The sequence below is a fragment of the Aliihoeflea sp. genome (assembly GCF_052435475.1).
Lineage (GTDB): Bacteria > Pseudomonadota > Alphaproteobacteria > Rhizobiales > Rhizobiaceae > Aliihoeflea.
Genome location: NZ_JBQVMV010000009.1, coordinates 21,987 through 43,998, shown reverse-complemented (window position 1 = coordinate 43,998; position 22,012 = coordinate 21,987). Strand labels below are relative to the sequence as shown.

At 64.7% G+C, this 22,012-nt stretch carries 18 protein-coding genes and 1 tRNA gene; 12 read left to right on the top strand and 7 right to left on the bottom strand.

All coding sequences use genetic code 11. The features are described from left to right. Positions 1-141 precede the first annotated feature (141 nt). The 5 genes from ACT6QU_RS11835 (at position 142) to ACT6QU_RS11815 (ending at position 6,819) form a co-directional block, all read left to right on the top strand. Positions 142-1,230 carry an ABC transporter ATP-binding protein gene (locus ACT6QU_RS11835; protein WP_444564665.1) on the top strand — a complete coding sequence of 363 codons (1,089 nt, stop codon included), beginning with the start codon at positions 142-144 and terminating at the stop codon, positions 1,228-1,230. A gap of 51 nt (positions 1,231-1,281) precedes the next feature. Further along, a complete protein-coding gene (locus ACT6QU_RS11830; protein WP_444564666.1) occupies positions 1,282-2,541 on the top strand; it encodes an ABC transporter substrate-binding protein in 1,260 nt (419 codons plus the stop codon). Between the two features lie 227 nt (positions 2,542-2,768). Beyond that, positions 2,769-3,617, top strand: coding sequence for a carbohydrate ABC transporter permease (locus tag ACT6QU_RS11825; protein ID WP_444564667.1), 849 nt, complete (start codon positions 2,769-2,771; stop codon positions 3,615-3,617). Between the two features lies 1 nt (position 3,618). Continuing rightward, positions 3,619-4,449, top strand: a complete 831-nt coding sequence (locus ACT6QU_RS11820) for a carbohydrate ABC transporter permease (protein WP_444564668.1) — start codon at positions 3,619-3,621, stop codon at positions 4,447-4,449. A 93-nt stretch (positions 4,450-4,542) separates the two neighbouring features. Further along, entirely contained in the window at positions 4,543-6,819 is a 2,277-nt protein-coding gene (locus tag ACT6QU_RS11815; RefSeq protein WP_444564669.1) for a mechanosensitive ion channel domain-containing protein, read from the top strand. Between the two features lie 6 nt (positions 6,820-6,825). Here the strand turns inward: ACT6QU_RS11815 and ACT6QU_RS11810 are convergent, their stop codons facing one another. The 4 genes from ACT6QU_RS11810 to ACT6QU_RS11795 are packed head-to-tail and all read right to left on the bottom strand — an operon-like array spanning position 6,826 to position 12,132. Further along, positions 6,826-8,835 (bottom strand): response regulator, encoded by a 2,010-nt coding sequence (locus ACT6QU_RS11810; protein ID WP_444564670.1) that lies wholly within the window; start codon positions 8,833-8,835, stop codon positions 6,826-6,828. A 1-nt stretch (position 8,836) separates the two neighbouring features. Beyond that, positions 8,837-9,280 carry a response regulator gene (locus ACT6QU_RS11805; protein WP_024588813.1) on the bottom strand — a complete coding sequence of 148 codons (444 nt, stop codon included), beginning with the start codon at positions 9,278-9,280 and terminating at the stop codon, positions 8,837-8,839. After that, positions 9,249-11,486, bottom strand: a complete 2,238-nt coding sequence (locus ACT6QU_RS11800; RefSeq protein ID WP_444564671.1) for an ATP-binding protein — start codon at positions 11,484-11,486, stop codon at positions 9,249-9,251. Before ACT6QU_RS11800 ends, ACT6QU_RS11805 begins: the two co-directional genes overlap by 32 nt. Positions 11,487-11,523: 37 nt before the next feature. Continuing rightward, the gene (locus ACT6QU_RS11795; protein WP_444564672.1) at positions 11,524-12,132 is read right to left on the bottom strand and encodes a biliverdin-producing heme oxygenase; all 609 of its coding nucleotides are present in this window, start codon (positions 12,130-12,132) and stop codon (positions 11,524-11,526) included. 190 nt (positions 12,133-12,322) lie between these two features. Between ACT6QU_RS11795 and ACT6QU_RS11790 the strand changes: the two genes are divergently transcribed. The 4 genes from ACT6QU_RS11790 to ACT6QU_RS11775 all read left to right on the top strand — a co-directional run bounded on the left by ACT6QU_RS11790 (position 12,323) and on the right by ACT6QU_RS11775 (position 15,698). After that, positions 12,323-12,553 (top strand): hypothetical protein, encoded by a 231-nt coding sequence (locus ACT6QU_RS11790; RefSeq protein ID WP_444564673.1) that lies wholly within the window; start codon positions 12,323-12,325, stop codon positions 12,551-12,553. A gap of 151 nt (positions 12,554-12,704) precedes the next feature. After that, positions 12,705-14,195 carry a sensor histidine kinase gene (locus ACT6QU_RS11785; RefSeq protein WP_444564674.1) on the top strand — a complete coding sequence of 497 codons (1,491 nt, stop codon included), beginning with the start codon at positions 12,705-12,707 and terminating at the stop codon, positions 14,193-14,195. Positions 14,196-14,226: 31 nt separating this feature from the next. Continuing rightward, positions 14,227-14,640 (top strand): response regulator, encoded by a 414-nt coding sequence (locus ACT6QU_RS11780; protein ID WP_029660726.1) that lies wholly within the window; start codon positions 14,227-14,229, stop codon positions 14,638-14,640. Between the two features lie 5 nt (positions 14,641-14,645). Further along, entirely contained in the window at positions 14,646-15,698 is a 1,053-nt protein-coding gene (locus ACT6QU_RS11775) for a sensor histidine kinase (protein WP_444564675.1), read from the top strand. A 16-nt stretch (positions 15,699-15,714) separates the two neighbouring features. On the opposite strand, the gene ACT6QU_RS11770 is transcribed toward ACT6QU_RS11775, so the two are convergent. Next, positions 15,715-16,887: a DNA topoisomerase IB gene (locus ACT6QU_RS11770; protein ID WP_444564676.1), complete on the bottom strand. Its 1,173-nt coding sequence runs from the start codon at positions 16,885-16,887 to the stop codon at positions 15,715-15,717. A 73-nt stretch (positions 16,888-16,960) separates the two neighbouring features. On the opposite strand from ACT6QU_RS11770, the gene ACT6QU_RS11765 reads away from it, so the two are divergent. Together ACT6QU_RS11765 and ACT6QU_RS11760 are read left to right on the top strand one after the other, a co-directional pair. Continuing rightward, the gene (locus ACT6QU_RS11765) at positions 16,961-17,191 is read left to right on the top strand and encodes a hypothetical protein (RefSeq protein ID WP_024588821.1); all 231 of its coding nucleotides are present in this window, start codon (positions 16,961-16,963) and stop codon (positions 17,189-17,191) included. A 115-nt stretch (positions 17,192-17,306) separates the two neighbouring features. Continuing rightward, positions 17,307-18,728 (top strand): amidase, encoded by a 1,422-nt coding sequence (locus tag ACT6QU_RS11760; protein WP_444564677.1) that lies wholly within the window; start codon positions 17,307-17,309, stop codon positions 18,726-18,728. Positions 18,729-18,748: 20 nt separating this feature from the next. Here the strand turns inward: ACT6QU_RS11760 and ACT6QU_RS11755 are convergent, their stop codons facing one another. After that, the gene (locus ACT6QU_RS11755; RefSeq protein WP_024588823.1) at positions 18,749-19,480 is read right to left on the bottom strand and encodes an SIMPL domain-containing protein; all 732 of its coding nucleotides are present in this window, start codon (positions 19,478-19,480) and stop codon (positions 18,749-18,751) included. Positions 19,481-19,599: 119 nt separating this feature from the next. On the opposite strand from ACT6QU_RS11755, the gene ACT6QU_RS11750 reads away from it, so the two are divergent. After that, positions 19,600-19,675 (top strand) — tRNA-Ile (locus ACT6QU_RS11750). Positions 19,676-19,775: 100 nt separating this feature from the next. Here ACT6QU_RS11750 and ACT6QU_RS11745 read toward each other — a convergent pair. Beyond that, a complete protein-coding gene (locus tag ACT6QU_RS11745; RefSeq protein WP_444564678.1) occupies positions 19,776-21,800 on the bottom strand; it encodes a transcriptional regulator in 2,025 nt (674 codons plus the stop codon). Positions 21,801-22,012 lie beyond the last annotated feature (212 nt).

Below are 22,012 nucleotides of genomic sequence, written 5' to 3'. Positions count from 1 at the left end.
CTGCAAGCGCCGTTGATGAATGAACGGTAACAGGTCTTGTATCTTTTACAAGACATGCCATGATCAGCCTTGATCGGTGCCCTTGGACGGCGCCGCACTTGCGAATATGGTCCCGAAAAGAGGACCCTTTGGGAGGTGTGCGTGGCAGGCGTCGAAATCCGCCAGGTCGTCAAGCAGTATGGCCGCGTCGAAGTGCTCCACGGCGTGGACCTTTCGGTGCGCGACGGCGAGTTCGTGGTCCTCGTCGGCCCGTCCGGCTGCGGCAAGTCCACGCTCCTGCGCATGATCGCGGGGCTGGAAGGCATCACCGGCGGCGAGATCGCCATCGACGGCACAATCGTCAACGACATGCCGCCGCGCGAGCGCGACATCGCCATGGTCTTCCAGGATTACGCGCTCTATCCACACAAGAGCGTCTACGACAATATGGGCTTCGGCCTCAGGATGCGTGGCACGTCGAAAGCCGAGATCGAGACGCTGGTGCACGAGGCCGCCGACATTCTCCAGATCCGGCACCTGCTCGAGCGCCGTCCCGGCCAGCTTTCGGGCGGCCAGCGGCAGCGCGTCGCCATGGGCCGCGCCATCGTGCGCCGCCCCAAGGTCTTCCTCTTCGACGAACCGCTCTCAAATCTCGACGCCCAGTTGCGCGCCGAGATGCGCGTCGAGATCAAGAAGCTGCACCAGCGCTTCGGCACCACCATCGTCTATGTCACCCACGACCAGATCGAGGCGATGACACTCGCCGACCGCATCGCCATCATGAAGGACGGCCATCTCCAGCAATATGGCACGCCGGACGAGGTCTATAACCGCCCGGCGAACCGCTTCGTCGCCTCCTTCATCGGCGCGCCGCCGATGAACATGACCCCCGCCAGCGTATCGGCAGATGCGCAAGTGATCCGCCTGTCGTCCGGCATGGACGTCACCCCGCGCGGCGCCAATCTCGCCGCCTGCGCCGGCCGCGACATCGTCATCGGCCTGCGCCCCGAGCATGTCGCGCTCGGCCATGACGACCCGTCGCGCACGCCCGTTTCCGGCCAGGTCGAGCTGGTCGAGCCGCTGGGTTCGGAAACGCAGGCGACCGTCCGCGTCGGCGAGGCCCGCTTCACCGGCCGCTTTTCGCCGGAGGCCGGGCTGAAGCATGGCCAGGACGTCACGCTCGGCCTTGCGCTCGACCGCGCCCATTTCTTCGACGCCGAAACCGGCGAGGCCATCCGCCTCGCCGCTTGATCAGAGCATTCCGGCCCGCTTGTCGGGTCCGCAACATCAGGGAGTAGAGACATGACGAGACTGATTACCGGAACCGCCCTCGCCGCGATCATGACCATGTCGGCCAGCTCGGCCTTCGCGCAGACCGAGCTGCGCATCTTCACCGGCGGCCAGCAGCGCCCCGACGTGATGCGCCAAATCCTCGACGCCTATCAGGAGCAGAACCCAGATGTGACGGTCGAAATCGAAGTCGGCGGCGCGACGTCCGAGCAGCAGCAGCAGTACCTCAACACCGTCCTCGCCTCGCAGGATTCGACACTCGACGTGGTGCTCATCGACGTCATCCGCCCCGCCCAATGGGCTGCCGCCGGCTGGGCCGAACCGCTCGACGACTATCTCGGCGACGAGCGCGACGCGATCATGGACCGCTACCTGCCCGCCTATCGCGAGGCCAACATCGTCGACGACCAGGTGATGGCGCTGCCCTATTTCGCGGACTCGCAGTTCCTCTATTACCGCACCGACCTTCTGGAAAAGCACGGCGTCGAGCCGCCGAAGACCTGGGACGAGTTGAAGGCAGCCGCGCTTAAGATTCAGGAAGCCGAGGGCAACCCGAACCTCGCCGGTTTCCTCACCGCCGGCGCGCCGATCGAGGGCACGGTCTGCACCTATCTCGTGCCGTACTGGGGCGCGGGCGGCGAGCTTGGCGGCGAAGGCGGGGCGATCACACTGTCGGCCGAACAGGCGGCACAGCCGTTCGAGCTCTGGGGCGACTTCAAGGAAGCGGGCGTACTGCCCGCCAACATCGCCGAAATCCCGACCGACCGCATCCGCCAGGATTTCCAGGCCGGCAATGCCATCTTCGCGATGAACTGGGGTTATGTCTGGAACCGCGTCCAGAACGACGAGGACAGCCAGGTCAAGGGCAATGTCGGCGTCGTCACCCTGCCCGGCTTCACCGCCGACACGCCGGCCACCTGCATCGGCGGCTGGCAGCTCGCCGTCTCCGCCTTCTCGGAAAACAAGGAAGCGGCGGTCGAGCTGGTCAAGTATCTCTCCAGCCCCGAAGTCTCCAAGCAGCAGGCGATCCTTGCCTCGCACATGCCGGTCTTCCCCGAAGTCTACACGGATGCCGAGGTGCTGGAGGCCAATCCGTGGTTCGAGGACGCGCTGCCGGTCGTCGAAACCGCCCGCTCGCGCCCCGTCAGCCCGGCCTATCCGCGCGTCTCGGAAGTCATCCGCACCAACATGAACGCCTTCCTCGCCGGCACGCAGGATGGTGCGGCGTCGCTCCAGGCGATCGAACAGGGGCTTTCCGAGGTCATGCAGTAGGGATTTGAGACGTTGAGCTTGAACGCCCCCCTCTGGGCTGCCGCCCATCTCCCCCGCAAGGGGGGAGATCAGTCTCGTCGCCGAAACCGCGTAATCTCCCCCCTCGCGGGGGAGATGCCCGGCAGGGCAGAGGGGGGCGCTTCGTGCTGACGTCCAACAGTAAAGCCACATCCAAACCCCTCCCCCTCTCCCGCCTCGAAAAATCAGAGCGCCGACTCGGCCTCCTGATGATCCTGCCGGCGTTTCTGCTGCTCTTCGCCGTCGTCCTCTTCCCGATAGGCCGGCTGCTCGTCACCTCCACCCAGCAACTGCGCCTCACCGAACCATGGCTCGGCACGCCCTTCATCGGCCTCGCGCACTACCAAAAGGCGCTCGCTGACCCGCGCTTCTGGGAAACGACGCTCAACACCTTCATCTATATCGCCGTCACCGTGCCGGGCGCGATCGTCGTCGGCCTCGGCCTTGCGCTCCTCGCCAACCAGCCCTTCAAGGTCAAATGGCCGGTGCGCCTTGGCCTGCTCTTGCCTTGGGCGCTGCCGCTGGTCTTCGCGGGCCTGATCTTCCGCTGGTTCTTCGAATTCAACCAGGGCATCGTCAACAATATCCTGATGTGGGTCGGCCTGCCGAAGCTTGCCTGGCTCACAGATCCCTTCCTCGCCACCATCGCCATCTGCATCGCCATCATCTGGAAGACGTCGAGCTTCGTCGCGCTGATCCTGCTCGCCGGCCTGCAGACGATCCCCAAATCGCTCTATGAGGCGGCCGAGATCGACGGCGCGTCGAAATGGCAGCAGTTCATCGAGATCACCTTGCCGATGCTGCGGCCCGCCATCATCGTCGCCGCGATCTTCCGCACCATCACGGCCATCCAGACCTTCGACATCCCCTACGCGATGACCAATGGCGGGCCGGGAAATTCGACCGAGACGCTCGCCATGTACATTCACAAGACGACGATCGACTTCCTCGACCTCGGCTACGGTTCGGCGCTTGCGGTGCTGATGTTCGTCGTCTCTCTCGTCATGACCGCCGGCTATTTGCGCTACACGCGCCGCGACCCACGGCAGGAGGCGTGAGATGATGCGCCTCCCCCGCCCCCGCGTGATGGTCCTGATTGCCGGCCTCATCGTCGTCGTCAACGGCTTCGTGCCGGCGATCTGGATCGTGCTGACCTCGCTGAAGACCGAAGCCGAACTCCTGCGCCTGCCGATCACCATACTGCCCGACAAGCTGACCTTCCAGAACTACACCCGCGTCTTCACCGACCAGCCGATCCTCACCTTCATGTGGAACTCGGTCGCCGTCGCCACCTTGTCGACGCTGCTCTGCGTCACAGTCTCGGCGCTTGCCGCCTACGCGCTGGTGCGCCTTCGCCTGCCCGCGCCCGGCCTAATCCTGTCGGTGCTGATGGCGATCGCAATGTTCCCGCTGATCTCGCTGATGGTGCCGCTCTTCCAGGTCATGCGCACGGTGGGATTGTTGAACACGTGGTGGGCGCTCGTCCTGCCCTATGCGGTGCTTTCCATGCCGGTCTGCACCATGGTGCTGATCTCCTTCTTCCAGGACATCCCCAAGGACCTTGAAAGCGCCGCGATGATCGACGGCTGCTCGCGGCTCGGCGCGCTCTGGCACGTCGTCATTCCGCTGACGGCGCCCGGCGTCTTCACCGCCGGCATCCTCGCCTTCGTCAACGCGTGGGACGAGTTCCTGCTAGCGCTGACGCTGTCCTCGCGCGTGTCGAGCCGCACGCTCCCGGTCGGCATCACGCTCTATCAGGGCGAGTTTTCGTTCCCGTGGCCCATCATCTCGGCCGCGCTCGTCGTCGCCATCGTGCCGATCTCGATCATCATCGCGCTCTTCCAGGAACGCGTCGTCGGCGGCCTGACGCAGGGCGGCATGAAGGGTTGAGCCCATAAATCATCGCGGCGGGGTTGACCTCCACATTTGCCCCGCCATGCTTATGGTCTCTCAGCCTTCCGATCATCGAGACCTCCGTTCCAGATGCGAATCCTTGCCTGCGCCTTCCTCGCCTTGTTCCTCATCATCGGGGGCGCGAGCGCCCAGTTCACGCCGCAGTCAGAAGCGGCCCCGGCCGAGGAGGCGCCCGCAGCGAGCGTCGACGACCTCATCCGCCTTCTCGAAAACGAGACCGCGCGCAATGAACTGGTCGAAAGGCTGCGCGCCGCAGGCGGGGCAGAGAACAGCGCCGAAGCCGAAGCGCAGGCCGCAGAAGGCACCGCCGATCCGACCATTGCGCGCCAGATCGCCGAATACACGCGCGACATCGCGGAAGGCGTCTCCGCGACGGTCGGCGCGGTCGTCGACCTCGGAGCCGATGTCGGCGACGTCTTTTCCTCCGCATCCACCCGCGACTATGGCGAGATCACGCGCGTCGCGACCAATGTCGCGATCCTCGCCGTCGCCCTGTTCGCCAGCTATTTCTTCCTGCGCGCCTTCGCCAGCCAGGGCCAAAAGGCGATCTCCAACCGCGTCGCCGGGCGCGGCTGGTTGGCCCGCATCATGGGGCTCGTCGGCGCCACAGCGGTCGATATCGCCGCGGTCGCCGCCGCCTGGGCGATCGGCTATGCCATCTCGCTCTATTTCCTCACCGGTCCGACCGGCCGCATGGGCATCAATCAGACCCTGCTGCTCAACGCCTTCCTCGCCGTCGAACTGACCAAGGTCGTCGTCCGCGCCATCTTCGAGCCGCACGGCCCGGCGCTGCGCCCGCTGCCCATGAACGACACTACGGCAGCGTACTGGTATTTCTGGGCCGCGCGCATCATCGGCCTCCTCGGCTATTCCTTCATGTTCTTCGCACCCGTCCTCGCCGATATGGTCAGCCCGACCGCCGCTCAGGCGCTGCGCGTCCTCGCCATGCTCACCGCCGTCGTCATCGGCATCCTCATCGTGCTTCAGAACAAGCACGCCGTGCGCAACGCCATGACCTGGCGCGCCAACAACGGACGCCACGACGCCTTGTCGAAGTCGCTCGCCTTCCTCGGCGCCTATTGGCACATGATCGCCATCGCCTATCTGATCGCGATCCTCATCGTCTGGCTCGCCAATCCCGCCGAAGCCTTGCCCTACATGCTGCGCGCGACGGTCCAGTCGATCCTCGCAGTCATCGTCGGCGTCGTCATCATCTCGTTCATCTCGCGCTTCATCCATGTCGGCGTGCGCCTGCCGGACGACCTGAAGCAAAGGCTTCCGCTGCTCGAAACGCGCCTCCACGCCTTCGTTCCGCGTGTCATGCAGGTGGTCCGCACCGTCACGCTGATCGGCGTCGCCATCGCCATCGCGCAGGCCTGGGGCCTGATCGACTTTCTCGGCTGGGTCGCGTCGGAGGGCGGGCAGCGCGTCACCGGCTCGGTCATCTCGGCCGTCATCATCCTGCTCGTCGGTTTCCTGATCTATCTGGCGATGTCATCCTGGGTCGAATACCGCCTCAACCCCAATTTCGGCACGGTGCCGACCGCGCGTGAAAAGACGCTGCTTTCGCTGTTCCGCAACGCCTTCACGGTCGCGCTGGCCATCTTCATCGTCATGCTCGCGCTCGCGCAGATCGGCATCAACATCGCGCCGCTTCTGGCCGGCGCCGGTGTGCTCGGTCTTGCGATCGGCTTCGGCGCGCAGAAATTCGTCCAGGACATCATCACCGGCATCTTCATCCAGCTCGAAAACATCATGAACGAGGGCGATGTCGTCACGGTCGGCGCGACGTCGGGCGTGGTCGAGAGGTTGACGATCCGCTCCGTCTCGATCCGCTCGCTCGACGGCACCCTGCACCTGATCCCGTTCTCGTCGGTCGACATGGTGTCGAACTCGATGAAGGGCTTTTCCTACCACGTCGCCGAGATCGGCGTGGCCTATGACAGTGACATCGCCGAGGTGAAGGCAGCGATGCAGGATGCGTTCGACGGCCTGATGCAGACCGACGCCAAGACCGCGATCCTCGAACCGCTCGACATTCAGGGCGTCACGCTCTTCGGCGATTCGGCCATCAACGTTCGTGCGCGCATCAAGACCCTGCCCGGCTCGCAATGGGGCATCGGCCGCAAATACAATGAACTGATCAAGGACGCCTTCGAGCGTCGCGGCATCGAGATCCCGTTCCCGCAGGTCACCTATCACGTCGGCGTCGACGGGCAGGCCGATGCGCTGTTGACGTCCAAGACGCGCAAGCGCCGCAAGCAGAAGCCGGAAAAGATCGTCGACCAGCCGAGCATCGACCGGCCCGAAGCCGCCGACGCACCCGACGCAGCCTCGCGCTCGTAGCGGTCGTCAGTCGCGTGTGCTGATCGCCCTGATCTTGCGCTCGAACTCGCCCATGTCGAACGGCTTGGAGATCAGGTCCATATTGTCGCCGAGAAAGCCGGCACGCGTGCGTGCTGCTTCCGCATAGCCGGTCGCGAACAGGATCGGCAGTTCGGGCAGGTGCCGGCGCACATGGTCGGCAAGCTGGCGCCCATCCATGCCGGGCAGCCCGACATCGGAAACCATCAGGTCGATCTTGCGCCCGCTCTCGACGATCTTCAGCGCCGATGGCGCGTCATAGGCTTCGAGCGTCTCGAAGCCCATGTCGTTGAGCGCATCCACGACGAGCATCTGGACGATGGCCTCGTCCTCGACCACCAGAACCGTCTGCGCCTCGACCTTCAGCGGCGGCGTCGCGCCGTTGCCGGCGTGCCGCCCGTCCGCGGTCGTCGCTTCGCCGTCGCACGGCATCACGATCTCGATCGCCGTGCCCTTGCCTTCCTGCGAATGAATCTGCGCGAGCCCGCCGAGCTGTTTGGCGAACCCGAACACCATCGACAGCCCGAGCCCGGTTCCCTGACCGATCGGCTTGGTCGTGAAGAATGGATCGAACGCCTTCTCCTGCACGTCCTTGCTCATGCCCGTGCCTGTATCGGCAACGGTCAGCACCACATAGTCGTCGGCCGCCAATCCGCCCCTCGACGCGGCATCGCCGGCGATCCGCCTGTTGCGCGTCGAGATCGTCAGCACGCCGCCATCGGGCATCGCATCGCGCGCATTGATGGCAAGGTTGAGGATCGCGCTTTCGAGCTGGTTGGCGTCGGTCAGCGCCGGGCATGCGTCGCGGGCAAGGTCGAGATCGAGCCGGATAGACTCGTCGAGCGTACGCCGCAGCATGTCCTCGAGCGAAAGAACGAGATCGTTGAGCTGGGTCGACTTGATGTCGAGCGACTGGCGCCGCGAAAAGGCAAGCATGCGCTGCGTCAGCGCGGCCGCGCGGCCCGCGGAGGTGATGATCCCTTCCAGATAGCGTTCGATCCCGTCATTGCGGCCCGACGAAAGCCGCCGCTGAAGGAGTTCCGCGCTGCCTAGAATGCCGGCGAGCATGTTGTTGAAATCATGCGCGATCCCGCCGGTGAGCTGGCCGATCGCTTCCATCTTCTGCGACTGGCGCAGCGCTTCCTCGCTTTCGCGCAGTTCGGCGGTGCGCTGCGCCACTTCGGCTTCGAGCATCTCGCGCGCGAGCTTGGAATCCGTCACGTCGACCGCGCAGCCACTATAGCCGAAGAACCTGCCCGCCGCGTCGTGACGGGGGATCGCCTCGCAGCGCAGCCAGCGGATTTCGCCGCTCCTCAGCGTGCGAATTTCGGCGCGAAAGGGCGCGCGTTCTTCGAAAGCGGCACGAAACGCTGCCTCGAACGCGGCAATGTCGTCCGCATGGACGATCGAGCGCCAGCCCTCGCTGACGATGTCTGCCGCCTCGCCATACTCGGCCGCAAATTTCCGGTTGGCAAACTTGATGCGCCCTTCGGCATCTACCGACCAGATCAGTGCAGGCGCACTGTCGGCGAGGTTGCGGAACCGGTTCTCGCTTTCGGCCAGCGCGTTGACGGCGCGCGCCCGCTCGCGCTTCTCCCGCGCCTCATCGAGTGCGCGCCGGACCACCATCGGTATCCGGTCGAGATCCTTCTTGGTGACGTAGTCCGTCGCACCGGCACGCACCGCCTCGGTCGCGAACTGCTCTCCGGCGACGCCAGAGACGAAGATGAACGGCACGCCGGGAAACCGGCCCTCCGCCAGCTTGAAGGCCGCCATCCCATCGAAATCGGGCAGCGAATAATCGGCGATGATGAGGTCGTACTCGCCCGCATCGATCGCCGCTTCGAATTCGCGCTTGCGGCTCGCTCCCACGATCTCGACCGGCATGCCGATCTTCCCCAACTCATGCTGGATCAGCTCGGCGTCGATATGACTGTCTTCCAGGAGAAGAATGCGGATCTGCGCGGCGCCGACGATGTCGGCAAGGAGCTGGTTCAAGTCAACGGCCTCCGGGATAGGGCTCGTTGAGAACGGCCCATACGAGCCCCAGGTTCCGGATTGCCTCGAAGAAGGCGTTGAAGTCGACAGGCTTGACCACGAACGAGTTGACCCCCTGCTCGTAGGACCGGACCACATCGGTCTCTTCGCGCGAAGAGGTCAGCATGACGATCGGGATGTTGCGGTGGCGCGGATGGCTCTTGACCTTCTCCAGCACCTCGATCCCGTCCACTTTCGGCAGCTTCAGATCGAGCAGGATGACCGCCGGCTGTTCGCCGTCGCGCGCCGCGTGATCGCCTTCGCAGAAGATGTAGTCGAGCGCCTCGACGCCGTCGCGCGCGATGACGATCTCGTTTGCGATGTTCGTCTTGCGCAGTGCGGCGACGGTTAGTTCGATATCGGCCGGATTGTCCTCAACCAGCAGGATCGGTCTCAAGCTTGCCACGTTCGTTTTCGCCTCTTCGATCGGGCAGTTCGATTGTGAACATCGCCCCTTTGCCCAGCGTCCCTTCTGCGCTTATCGATCCTCCATGGCGGTCGACGATGCGTTTCGTCAAGGCCAGCCCGATGCCCGTGCCGTCGAATTCGTCGGAATGGTGCAGCCGCTGAAAGACCTGGAACAACTTGCCCACATAGGTCATGTCGAAGCCGACGCCATTGTCCGCGACACTGTACCGCGTCGAGCTGTCCGCATTGCGGCTGCCGGCGATGGTGATGATCGCCGGATCGCTGTCGCGCGAATATTTCATCGCGTTCTCGACGAGGTTGAACATCGCCTGGCGCACCAGCGACGGGTCGCCCCATGCGACCGGGAGGTCCTTATCGACCTGCCATTCGATCCGCCGTCCTTCCAGCTCGTGCGAAAGGCCGCGCTGGATTTCCTCGACCACCTTGTTCATGTCGATGCGCGACATCTTGAGGCCGGTGCGTCCGAGCTGGGAAAATTGCAGAAGATCGTCGACGAGCTGTCCCGCCGTTACCGCGGCCTGCGAGATTCCTTCCAGATAATGGCGCGACAGGTCCTTCAGCCCCGTCTCTTCCTCCTTCAGCAGTTGCGCATAACCCGCGATGTGCCGGAACGGCGCGCGCAGATCGTGGCTGATGGAATAGGAGAACGCCTCCAGTTCCTTGTTTGAGCGCTGCAGTTCCTCGGTCATCTCCGCCCGCTCCTCGGCGCGCTGAAGAACGAGATCGACCACCGACTGGCGAAAATCCTCGGCGCTGTGGAGTTCCGCGCTCGACCACGGCACGGCACGGCCCCGCACCGTCTCCTTCCAAATCTCGAACGATGTGCGCGGACTGATCCGCATCGCGCGGTCGTCGACCGTCTTGGCCGGCTCGCCGCCCCACTTGACCGTGTGCTTGAGTTCCGGCCGGAACCACATGATGAAGCTCGCATGGCGCTGGGAGATCGGCACCGCGACCACCCCGCTCGCGACATCGGCGATCGTCCTGCCCGCAGACCAGTGCTTGCCGAGTTCGCGCGTGGCGAAGACCCGATCGACATCCATTCCCTGCAGCCAGCGCGCCAGGTCCTTGATCCGGTCCGAAGGCGGAACCTGTCCAGTGGTCAGCACCATGCCTTCCGTGATCACCGCCGCGCCCTCGGCATTGGTCAGTTTCAGCCATTGCTGCGAACGGGCGACAAGCCCTTCCTGAAAGACCGGCGTCCGGGCGAGATGCGAGACAAGTTCGGTCTCCACGCACTTGAGCGCCAGCCGGTCCGCACTCTCCCGGCGACGCTCGTGGAAGGCGATCTGGTGTCCGACGATGCGCCCGAGAAACTCGCACGCCGCCCGGATGCGGGCATCGACCTCCATCGGGTTCCGGTTGTGGCAGGAGATCAGCCCCCACAGCGCGCCATCCACCACGAGCGAAATCGACATGGACGCACCAGTGCCCATATTGCGCATATATTCCAGATGGATCGGCGAGACGCTGCGCAGCGCGGCATCCGAAAGGTCGAGCGGAGCGCCGTCCACCGGCGAAGTCGCCGGTTCGATCGGCACCGGATCGTAGCTGGAACTGGGGATCAGCCGCAGCCGGTTGAGCAGATAAAGCTCCCGCGCCTGGGCGGGAATGTCGGTCGCCGGAAAGCGCAGGTCGAGATAGGAAGGCAGTACACCGTCGCCATCCTCCGCGATCACGGTCCCGTTCCAGTCCGCATCGAAGCGATAGATCATCACCCGGTTGAACCCGGTCAGGTCACGAACTTCCCGGGCCGCCTCGGCAAGGACATTGTCGATGTCCTGGCTGCTTTCGATACGGTCGACGAAGCGCTGCATCCTTGGATAAGGATTGGAGGCGAGGATATCCGGATCGGTTTCCTCGAACTCGACGATCACGCCCTGCGCCGTGCCATGAGCGGAAACCAGCAGGCACTTGCCGCCGATCTCGATGGGCTTCAGGAACGGGTCGCCGGCCGCGTTCGCCCGCAACGCGGTCAGCGCCGCGGCCAACGGTCCGCTGTCGAGCTTCGCGCCCGCTTTCGCGTCGAAGCCGAGAAATTCGGGAGCGTTCGCGCTGGCCTGCAATATGGTGGCCAGACCCGCGTCGAGCACGATCAACGCTCCATGCGGCTGAATCCCGCCGGGGATGCGGATCGGCTCCTGCGCGCACAGATCGAGGTCGGTCGGGACTTTGACGTTCATGCGCGGGGTGTGCTCCAGATGTGCGTTCGGCACCGTTTCACGATTGGTTGGGGGCGGCAATGCGATTTGCGTTTTCGACAGACCCAACGGCTTCGACCGCAGGGCGTTGCATGGCGCCGAGGATTCGGCCGGCGGCTCGCCCATAAAGCGTGAACGCCATGCAGGCGCCGTTCGCCAGTCCATCGCGCGTTGCATCTTCGTCGGGCAGGCGCTCGAGCTGGCTCAGAAAATCCTGCCACAAGGGCAGCCCGGCCCCATGCAGCAGAAACGCATTGCGCCCCTCCTGCCCTGCCGCCTGCCGTGCCAGCAACCTGCCCCCGAGCCGCGACCCCTCCAGCACATAGAGCACGCCCATCTGCGCTTCGGTGCTCTCGATCGGCGCCAGCGTCTCGCTGTACTCGGGCCCGATGCCGCACGCGCGCAGATCGGCTTTCAGCGCTTCGCTGCGCCGATGGCGCGGCCAGGCCGCAAAGCGCGACGCGACACCGCCCGCCTCGAGCGCGACCTCGAGCGGCAGGAGCGCGGCCGCATGGATGCGCAGGAAAGCCGCGTAGTCGTCAGGCTCGCCAAGGTCGAGCTGCGAGATCGCCGTATCGAGTTCGTGATGAAGGTCGCGCGTCGCCTCGCGCAGGAAGAATCGATGCAACTGGAGCCGCCCGTCTGTCTCTTGTCGCGGCGACCCTATGCGCTCCGGCGGCGAATGCGAAGCGCAACCCGCTTAATTAGCAGGAACCAAAATGCAAGATCGCACATTATTGCAGCGCGAAAAGGGACATCGCATCCGCCGCCAAGACTGATCCGCCGGCGGATTGCCCATAGTTTGAGAGGAAATATCCATGTCTGATCGTGGACCGACGATTATCAATACGGGTCGTGGTGGCGGTGGCGGCGGCTGGGCCGTTGCGCTCGTGCTCGCCATCGTCGTCATTATCGGCGGCGTCTGGCTGCTCGGCGGCTTCGGCGGCGGCGGTGGTGCCGACGACGTCAACGTGACCATCGACACGCCCAACGTCGATGTACCGGACGTGGACGTTCCGGACGTGGACGTGACGACCGACGGCGACTGATCATCACTGTCAAATGATTGAACGACACACCCGCCGGTTCAGCCGGCGGGTGTTTTTCCATGTGACTAGGTCCCCGGTATAAAAAATCTAGTGGCGTTTCACGATCCGATGCGCCATTGCTCGCTCAGGGACTCTGGGCGAAAACGTTTGAATGCCGATTGCAAATAAAAACTTCGTCAGGTCGACTGCGATCCTGCTGCTTATTGGCATGCTCGCACTGGTGGCGATCGTCGGCACGTCGATCTGGCTCGTCGAGCAGACGCAGCACCATTTCGACGAGGTGATCGAGGCCCGTCAGGCGCGGTCCGCGACGGTCGACCTGCGCAGCGCGCTTCAGGACATCGAGACCAGCCAGCGCGGTTACATCCTGACGCAGGAAGAGCGCTATCTCGAACCCTACCAGGCCGCGCGCGGAACGGTGATGGAGCGCTATGAGCGGCTGCGCACCATTCTCCTGCCCTATCCGCAGGCGACCGAGCCGATGGAACGCCTGCTCGAGGGCATCAATCTCAAGGTCGCCGAGATCGACGAGACGATCGACCTCGTGCGCCAGGGCAACGTCTCGGCCGCCGTGGATATCGTCCGGACGGATCGCGGCAAGGAGATCATGGATGAGGCGCGCGAGCTCTTCACCGCCATCGTTCGCGCCGCCGATGAACGGCTCGACGCGGGCGCCGAGAGCCAGCGCGACACGGCGAACTGGCTGCGCCTGACGACGCTTCTCGGCGCGCTCGTCATTCTCGCGGTGGTCGGAACGGCCGTCTGGATGGCGCTTCGCTATACCCGCGAACTTCTCAATGCACGCGAGGAAGTCAAGGAACTCAATGCCGGCCTCGAGCAGCGCATCGCCGAGCGCACCGAGGACCTCGTCCGCGCCAATGAGGAAGTGCAGCGCTTCGCCTATATCGTGACGCACGACCTGCGCGCGCCGCTCGTCAACATCATGGGCTTCACCAGCGAGCTCGACTCGACCATGAAGACGATCCAGACCTACGTGCTGGCCGATGGCGAGCCCTTGAGCCAGCAGGAAATTCAGGACGCCCGGCTCGCCGCTTCTGAAGACCTGCCCGAGGCGATCGGCTTCATCCGCTCGTCCACCCGCAAGATGGACGCGCTGATCAACGCGATCCTCAAGATTTCGCGCGACGGGCGCCGTCCCCTGAAGCCGGAGCGCATCGACTTGAAGGAGCTGATCGAGGCCAACGCCAACACGATGCAGCATCAGGTCGCCGACAGCGAAGGCCGCATCGACGTCGATGTCGCCGTCCCGCCGATCCTGTCCGACCGCCTGTCGCTGGAGCAGATCATCGGCAATCTCCTGGACAATGCGGTGAAGTACCGCGCATCCGATCGCCCGATCGAGATCGACGTCTCCGCCCGCAAGATGAGCGGTCGCCAGATCGTCATCGACGTCAAGGACAATGGCCGCGGTATCGCCGAGCAGGATCACCAGCGCGTCTTCGATCTCTTCCGCCGTTCCGGCACGCAGGACAAGCCCGGCGAAGGCATCGGCCTCGCCCATGTTCGCACGCTGGTTCGGAACCTTGGCGGCGATATCACCCTTGAGTCCGAGTTCGGACGCGGAACCACGTTCCGGGTGACGCTGCCCGAAAAACTTCCCACGGTTCAAAGGAGTGCATGAGTTGACCGACGGACAGCCAGTGACGATCATCATGATCGAGGACGACGAGGGCCATGCGCGCCTGATCGAGAAGAACATCCGCCGCGCCGGCGTCAGCAACCAGATCATCCCGTTCACCGACGGCACGTCCGCGCTTTCCTATCTCTTCGGCGCCGACGGTTCGGGCGAGGACAGCGCACGCCGCCAGCTTCTGATTTTACTCGACTTGAACCTGCCGGACATGACCGGTGTCGACATCCTCGAAAAAATCAAGAACAACGTCCACACCAAGCGCTCGCCGGTCGTCGTCCTCACCACCACGGACGACCAGCGTGAAATCCAGCGCTGCTACGATCTGGGCGCGAACGTCTACATCACCAAGCCGGTCGACTATGACGGTTTCGCCAATGCGATCCGCCAGCTCGGCCTGTTCTTCTCGGTGATGCAGGTTCCCGAGACCGCTTGAAGCCGATGACCGATCCCGTCCGCGTCCTTTATGTCGACGACGACCCTGCCCTTGCGCGCCTTGTCCAAAAGCGCCTCGAGCGCCAGGGTTTCGTCGTCGAGCATTCGGGCGACATCGCCGATGGCCTGACGCGCGTCGACGCGCAGACATTCGACGTCGTGGTGCTGGATCATTATCTGGCGTCGGGGACCGGGCTCGACATGCTGGCCGCGCTCAAGAAGCGTCCGGCCGCACCGCCGGTCGTCTATGTCACCGGGTCATCCGAAGCGACCGTCGCCGTCGAGGCGCTGAAGGCGGGCGCCGCCGACTATGTCCTGAAGAGCGTCGGCGACGAATTCTTCGTCCTCCTGTCGAGCGCGATCGACCAGTCGATCGAAAAGGCGAGGCTGCAGCGCGAGAAGGAGAACGCTGAAAAGGAGGTTCGCGACGCGCGCGACCGGGCGGTCATCCTGCTCGCCGAAGTCAATCACCGCGTCGCCAATTCGCTCGCGCTCGTCGCGGCTCTCGTTCGCATGCAGACCTCCGCCGTCTCCGAGCCCAAGGCCAAGGACGCGCTGGCGGAGACACAGGCGCGCATATCGGCCATCGCCGGCCTCCATCGCCGGCTCTACACGTCCGATGACGTGACCATGGTCGACCTCGATGCCTATATCTCGACCCTGATCGCCGAACTCGACACCTCGATGAAGGCGGCCGGCCACGCCTCGCGCATCCGCGCAGATCTGGAACCTCTGACGGTCCCCACCGACAAGGCAGTCTCGATCGGCATGATCGTCACCGAACTCGTCACCAACGCCTATAAATACGCTTATCCCGGCGACGCCGAAGGCGAGGTGCGCGTCTATATCCGCCGCGCGGGCGACGATTCGGCGATCCTGCGCGTGGAAGACGACGGGATCGGCTGGAACGGTGAAGGCCAGCCCAAGGGAACGGGGCTAGGCTCGCGCATCGTCAAGGCGATGGCGACCAGCCTCAACACCTCAATCGTCTATGGGGACGGCATCGGCGGCACCCGCCTGACGATGGACCTGCCGATCGGCCGTCCCGTCCAGCACTGAGCATGGTTAGCCGCGCTCAGGCCGAAACCTCCGTCGAAAGCCAGCGCAGCACCAGCGCCTCTTCCTCATCCAGCCCATCGATAGGCTTGCGATAGCGTTTACGCGCTTCGGCCAGTTCCTCCATCAGCCGCCCGGTCGACCAGGAATCGACGACACGCGGATGAATATAGCAACGCCGGCAGACCGCGCGCGTGTTGCCCAGCCGCGCCGCGACCTTGTCGATCAGCCCGTTGAGAACCCTCGCCGTCTCGGTTTTCGTTTCCGGCAGTTCGACCGTCGAAAAAAGGGCGGCCGCACTGGTCGTCCCGCCCCAGGTGCGAAAATGCTTGGAGGAAAACTCCTCGCCCGTCGCCTCGCGGATATAGGCGTTGACGTCTTGCGAGCGCACCATGCGCCGCTCCCCCTCCTCGTCGCGATACTGGAAGAGATGCTGGCCGGGCAGGTCCAGAATGTCCTTCATGATCCGCGCCATGCGCTTGTCGACGAGCTTCAAATTCCATTCCTTGCCCGACTTGCCCTTGAAGGCGAAGCGCAGCTTGGACCCCTCGACCTCGACATGGCGCGCGCGCAGCGTCGTCAGGCCGAAACTCTTGTTCTCGCGCGCATAGGCCGGATTGCCGACGCGGATCATCGTGTTGTCGAGAAGCCAGACGATGGAGGCGAGCACCTTCTCGCGCGGCAGCCCGCGCTTGCGCAGATCCGCTTCCATCTTCTCGCGCAGCCGCGGCAGCGCCGTCGCGAAGTCGACCAGGCTCTGATACTTCACGTCGTCCCGATATTCGCCCCAGCGCGCGTGGTAGCGATATTGCTTGCGCCCCTTCAAATCGCGCCCCGTCGCCTGGATATGGCCAAGCGGGTCGGGCGAAATCCACACATCGCTCCATGCCGGCGGGATGACCAGCGCCTTGATTCGCGCAATCTCGTCGCGGTCCGTCAGCTTCGCCCCTTCCGGTGTCAGGAACGAAAAGCCCTTGCCGGCCCGCTTTCTCCTGATGCCGGGTTCCGCATCGCTGACATAGGAGAGGTCGTCCGGTCGGCGCAGCGCGATCGGCAGATCGTCTGCCGGCCTGTTTTCTCTGGAAAGGGTTTCGAGCACGCCGCATCGCTCCTGGTCGGTTTCGCCAAATGCGCCGGATGCTTCGAAGGTTCCTTTCAGGAAGCGCGTCGCGTGGGAACCGCGCCTGTCCATTCGCGTTTCCATCCGCCCGCCCCAAAAGGCTGGCCGCAAAAGACGATCACAAGAAGACATAGGCATACCCCTCATGGACCATCGCGACCGGCTCATTCTCGCTCTCTCCGCCTTGATCCGCGCAGAGCGCGAAGCCCGCAACGCCTGGGACTCGGCACTCGCCGCCAATGCCCTTGCGCCCGAAATCATCGACGCCATCGGCAGCGATCCGAAGCGCCTGATCGGACATGAAGACCTCGAACTGGCCGAGGCATTCGTGTCGCCCTCTGCGACGCGCAGCCGCGCCACCGCGCGCTTCGCCTGATCATTGGAGGTTGTTCGTTCTGGCCCGGCGGTTTCGCCGGGCTTTTTGCTGTCTGGCCCTTGGACGTCCTTTCCCGCCCCGCTATCAGGGAACGGCAATTTGGGAGGCACATGGAATGACGTCCGAACTGATCCGCAAATCCGCCTGTGAAATCGTCGATGGGCTGCGCACCGAAAAATGGTCGCCGCGCCAACTGCTCGACGCACTGGAAGAACGGATCGCCGCCGTCGACCCCGCCGTCAACGCGCTGCCCACTCTCGCCTTCGAGCGCGCCCGCAAACATGCCGATGACCTCGCCGGGCGCCCGGTCGCCGAGCGCGGCCAGCTTGCCGGTGCGCCCGTCGCCATCAAGGACCTGACCGAGGTCGAAGGCGTGCGCACCACCCACGGCTCGCGCATCTTCGAGAATCACGTCCCTGCCCGCTCCGATGTCATGGTCGCGAATCTGGAAGACGAAGGCGCCATCATCTACGCCAAGACCGCGACGCCCGAATTCGGCGCCGGCGCGAACACCTTCAACGACGTCTTCGGCGCGACGCTCAATCCATGGAACACGTCCCGCTCGGCCGCCGGCTCGTCTGGCGGCTCGGCCGTCGCGCTTGCCACCGGAATGGCGTGGCTGGCGCAGGGCTCGGACCTCGGCGGCTCGCTGCGCAACCCGGCAAGCTTCAACGGCATCGTCGGCCTGCGCCCCTCGCCCGGCCGCGTCGCCGCCGATCCGGGCATGCTCGTCGACGATATCCTGTCCGTCGAAGGCCCGATGGCCCGCACCGTCGAGGATCTCGCGCTCCTTCTCGACGCCATGACCGGCGAACATCCCGCCAATCCGATCTCGCTGCCGCGCGACGGCACCAGCTTCCGCAAGGCCGCGCAAAGCCGTGCCCTGCCGAAGCGCGTCGCTTTTTCCGCCGATCTCGGCGGCATCACGCCGGTCGATCCGGAGGTGGCGGAAATCTGCCGAGCTGCGGCCTATCGCTTCACCGAGCTCGGCGTCGAGGTGACCGATGCCCATCCCGACCTTTCCGATGCGCGCGAAACCTTCCAGACGCTGCGCGCCGTCAGCTTCGCCACCGGCCACGCCGCCAAGCTCGAAACGCATCGCGATCTTCTGAAGCCGGAAGTGATCTGGAACATCGAGAAGGGTTTGGCGCTCACCGTCGGCGACGTCGCGAAAGCCGAGGCACGCCGCGCCGGCATCATCACCCGTGCCCTCGCCTTCTACGAGAAGTACGACCTCCTCCTGACGCCCGCGACCATCGTCTCGCCCTTCCCGGTCGAGAACCGATACGTCACCGAATGCGCCGGCGTGAAATTCGACACCTATATCGACTGGCTGACCATCGCCTTCGCGATCACGCTGACGACCGGCCCCGCGCTGTCGCTTCCCTGCGGTTTCACGCGCGAAGGACTGCCGGTCGGCCTGCAGATCGCAGCCCGACCGCGCGGCGAGGCGCGGCTCCTGGCCGGAGCCGCCGCCCTCGAGCGCCATCTCGATCTCGGCACCGTCGAGCCGATCGATCCGCGCCCGGGAAACTGACGCGCTCTAAGCTGAGCGCCTTATTCGGGCGCTTCGCTGCCGCCGATGGCGAACGTCACATCGACATGGACGACATAGCTGTTCTCGCCCGTCTCGACGGGAACGGAGCCGCCCGAATCGGCCGCCATCCGCATCATTGCGCGCTCCTGCATCGGCATTGGCGGCGGTGCAGTGCGCTCCGACATCCCGATCACGTCGCCCAGCGTCACGCCGGCCGCTTCCGCCAGCGTCCGTGCGCGGCCCATCGCATCCTCGACGGCCTTGCGACGTGCCTCGGCGGTCGCGGCCGACGGATCGTCGTTGACGAAGGAGATCGACCCGCCCTGATTGACGCCCAGCGTCACCGACTGGTCGAGGATCTCGCCCACCTTCTCGATGTCGCGGATGCGGATCGTCAGATTGTTGGTCACCTGATAGGCGACGATCCGCGGCTGTTCCGTGCCGTCATTGTTTTCCGGGTAGACGTAGCGCGGGTTGATCGACAGCCCCGCCGTCTGCAGGTCGCGATCCGCGATCCCCGCCTCCTTCATCGCCGCGATCACGTCGGCCATCGCCTCGTTATTGTCGTCGAGCGCCGCGCGCGCGGTCTCGGCCTCGCGCAGAACGGCAAGGTTGACGATCGCCATGTCCGGCGCAACGGCAGCCTCGCCCATGCCGGAGACGACGATCTTGGGAAAGGGCCGCTCTTCCTGTGCGTGTGCGGCAAGCGGCAGGGCAAGCGCGAGGATGGCGGTCGAAACGAGAAGGCGCATGAGGTAACTCCCGGAATATGCGGATCGAATTTGAATGCGTAAGCAGCGATTATGGGCGCATTGCGGCGCCGCAAAGCTTGTGCACCCGGCCAAAAGCCACTAATGCCAACACCCGTGTGGGGCCTGTAGCTCAATGGTTAGAGCCGGCGGCTCATAACCGCTTGGTTGGGGGTTCGAGTCCCTCCGGGCCCACCATCGCTTCAACCGCGGCCCCGCCAGCGTCGCGACCGGATTGCGATGACGCCGGGTCAAAGCCGCACCGTCGGAATTTAGCCCCGAAACCTTCTCGGCGACGTCAATCCAGACCCACGCGACTTGCGCCGGTGCGAAACAGCGCCTCTGCCTCCGGCGAGAATCGAAAGGTGGAGAGAAAGTCGTTCACACCGAAATTCGGCAATGATTTTCGGATCATGGCCGCGAACACCCGCCCTTCATCGGCGCGTCCGGCAAGTGCCAGGCAATATGCGGCGATCGCCAGGATGATGTTGTGGGCATTGGGCCTCGCAGAAGCCTTGATCGCCCATTCCGCGGCCTCCTCATATTCCCCAAGCCGCACATGCGCCATGGCGCGGGCGCCGAGCATGCCGAACAGCAGCGGATCGAACGGGCTCAAACTGCGCGAATGATCCGACGAGGCGATGGCGGCGGCGGGATCGCCGGACTGGGATTGCACGAAGGAGAGCGCGTAGTGGCCGAGTGCGAAATTGGGGCTGAGGTCCACCGCCCGCTCCAGTTCGGCGACCGCCTGGTCCTGATTGCTGCGCAACCACAGCGCCCGCCCCATCGCCCAATGCGCCGCGGGGTCGTGATCGTCGACGATCAGGCTTCGGCCGGCCGCCTCGTAGGCGAGATCGGCTTCCTGGTCGCGATCGGCCCAGTGCTGGAAGGCGTTCTGCCAATGCGTGAACGAGATGCCCGCATAGGCACGGGCAAAGGTGGGATCGGCCTCGCTCGAGCGCTTGAAGAACTGAAGCGCCAGATCGTTGTCCGTCTTGGTGAAACGGTACATGTGCCAGAGTCCGCGATGATAGGCCTCCCAGGCGTTGAGCGAATTGGGCGGCTTCAGGATGGCGCGGTTCTTCTCGGCGGTCTCGACCTCGCTGGCGATGGAGGAGACGATCATGTTGCAGATGTCGTCGAGGAGGAGGAAGGCGTCGTCCGGTTTGAGGTCGAATTCGTCCGACCAGACGATCCTCGTGGTCCGCGCCTCGACCAGTTCCACCGACACCAGGATGCGCCCGGCGCTTCGCCGCACCATGCCGGTGGTGAAATAGTCGACATTCAGCCGTTTCGCCGCATCCTCCGGCCCGGTGCCTCGTTCCGAAAGTGCGAATACGGAGCCGCGGGCGATGATGAACAGGTTCCGCAGCTTGGCGAGCCGCGTGATGATGTCGTGGGTCAGGCCATCGGCAAAGCCGGCCTCGCCATTCAGCCTGTCCGGCTCCGCGAAGGGCATGACGGCAAGCGATGCCCGCTGCAGTCGCGCCTGCTCGATCGCCGGCGTCTCCTGATGGGCATGTTCGATCGCGTAGACCGGCGCTCGCTCGGAAGGCTTGGCAGGCGCCTGATCGTTGCGCATTTCCTGCCACGCCCGCCGGATCGGGTCGAACTCCATATCCTCGGCCTCGAACAAGCGTGCGATCGCGGCGAGGTGCTGTTCGGCCTCGGCGGCCAGCCCGCACGCAAGCAGAGTTCTTAAAAGCAGGATTTGCGCCCGCGCGTCGAACGGGGAAAGCTCGACCCAGCGCTCCACATGCGGCCGCGCCTCGCGTGGATCGTTCGGCAAGAGTGCCACCAGTCGTTCGAGCAGGGCCGCATGGCTGGCGCGATAGCGGCTGCGCTGGGTTGCCACCCAATAGTCGAGTTGCGGGCTGCGTTGCAGGTCCAGGCCTTCCAGGAAATCGCCGGCGAAGAGGCGGCAGAGCCTGCTCAGGCTGGCAAGATCGAGCGTCTCCAGTCCGGCCCGCATTGCTGCTTCGACCTGCACCGCGTCGACCATGCAGTCCGTCAGGTCGAGCGAGATCATGTCGCTTCTGGAAGTGACCCGGGCACGTCCCGGCTCGTCGAGGATCGCCCTCAGCCTGCTCAGGCACCAGCGCAGTTCACCCTTGGGATCGTTCGGAACGTCGCCGAGAAGCTCGCAAAGACGCCCGCGGCCAACGGGGTGCGCGGAAACGGACAGATACGCCAGCAGCGCCCGCACCTTGCGCGAAGGCGGAAGGTCGACCGGAACGCCGCTGCGAACCACGGAAAGCCGCCCGAACATCGATATCGTCAATGCGGCGGCAGCGGGCTCGTCGCACAGTGCAAGCGTTTCCATGCACGTTTCCACGCTTCCAACCACGCTCCCACCCGCGGCTCGACTTTACCACCATGGCCGGGTGATCGCATCCGGCTTCTGCGCATGGAGGAGAGCGCACTGACCGGATCAGCACGACCGGGTCATTCGGCGTAGAATACACCGACCCAGCGGATGATCGCCGCATTAACTGAGCCTCGTGATCGGCATCGTCGCCTTGGGCCGCCGTCCAG

What these genes read in the sequence shown, in the direction of transcription:
- ACT6QU_RS11775 (WP_444564675.1), top strand. Translation starts at nt 14,646, where the DNA reads ATGACCGATCCCGTCCGCGTCCTTTATGTCGACGACGACCCTGCCCTT.
- ACT6QU_RS11830 (WP_444564666.1), top strand. Translation starts at nt 1,282, where the DNA reads ATGACGAGACTGATTACCGGAACCGCCCTCGCCGCGATCATGACCATG.
- ACT6QU_RS11780 (WP_029660726.1), top strand. Translation starts at nt 14,227, where the DNA reads ATGATCGAGGACGACGAGGGCCATGCGCGCCTGATCGAGAAGAACATC.
- ACT6QU_RS11790 (WP_444564673.1), top strand. Translation starts at nt 12,323, where the DNA reads ATGTCTGATCGTGGACCGACGATTATCAATACGGGTCGTGGTGGCGGT.
- ACT6QU_RS11755 (WP_024588823.1), bottom strand. Translation starts at nt 19,480, where the DNA reads ATGCGCCTTCTCGTTTCGACCGCCATCCTCGCGCTTGCCCTGCCGCTT.
- ACT6QU_RS11820 (WP_444564668.1), top strand. Translation starts at nt 3,619, where the DNA reads ATGATGCGCCTCCCCCGCCCCCGCGTGATGGTCCTGATTGCCGGCCTC.
- ACT6QU_RS11825 (WP_444564667.1), top strand. Translation starts at nt 2,769, where the DNA reads ATGATCCTGCCGGCGTTTCTGCTGCTCTTCGCCGTCGTCCTCTTCCCG.
- ACT6QU_RS11745 (WP_444564678.1), bottom strand. Translation starts at nt 21,800, where the DNA reads ATGGAAACGCTTGCACTGTGCGACGAGCCCGCTGCCGCCGCATTGACG.
- ACT6QU_RS11815 (WP_444564669.1), top strand. Translation starts at nt 4,543, where the DNA reads ATGCGAATCCTTGCCTGCGCCTTCCTCGCCTTGTTCCTCATCATCGGG.
- ACT6QU_RS11765 (WP_024588821.1), top strand. Translation starts at nt 16,961, where the DNA reads ATGGACCATCGCGACCGGCTCATTCTCGCTCTCTCCGCCTTGATCCGC.
- ACT6QU_RS11785 (WP_444564674.1), top strand. Translation starts at nt 12,705, where the DNA reads ATGCCGATTGCAAATAAAAACTTCGTCAGGTCGACTGCGATCCTGCTG.
- ACT6QU_RS11800 (WP_444564671.1), bottom strand. Translation starts at nt 11,486, where the DNA reads ATGAACGTCAAAGTCCCGACCGACCTCGATCTGTGCGCGCAGGAGCCG.
- ACT6QU_RS11760 (WP_444564677.1), top strand. Translation starts at nt 17,307, where the DNA reads ATGACGTCCGAACTGATCCGCAAATCCGCCTGTGAAATCGTCGATGGG.
- ACT6QU_RS11770 (WP_444564676.1), bottom strand. Translation starts at nt 16,887, where the DNA reads ATGGACAGGCGCGGTTCCCACGCGACGCGCTTCCTGAAAGGAACCTTC.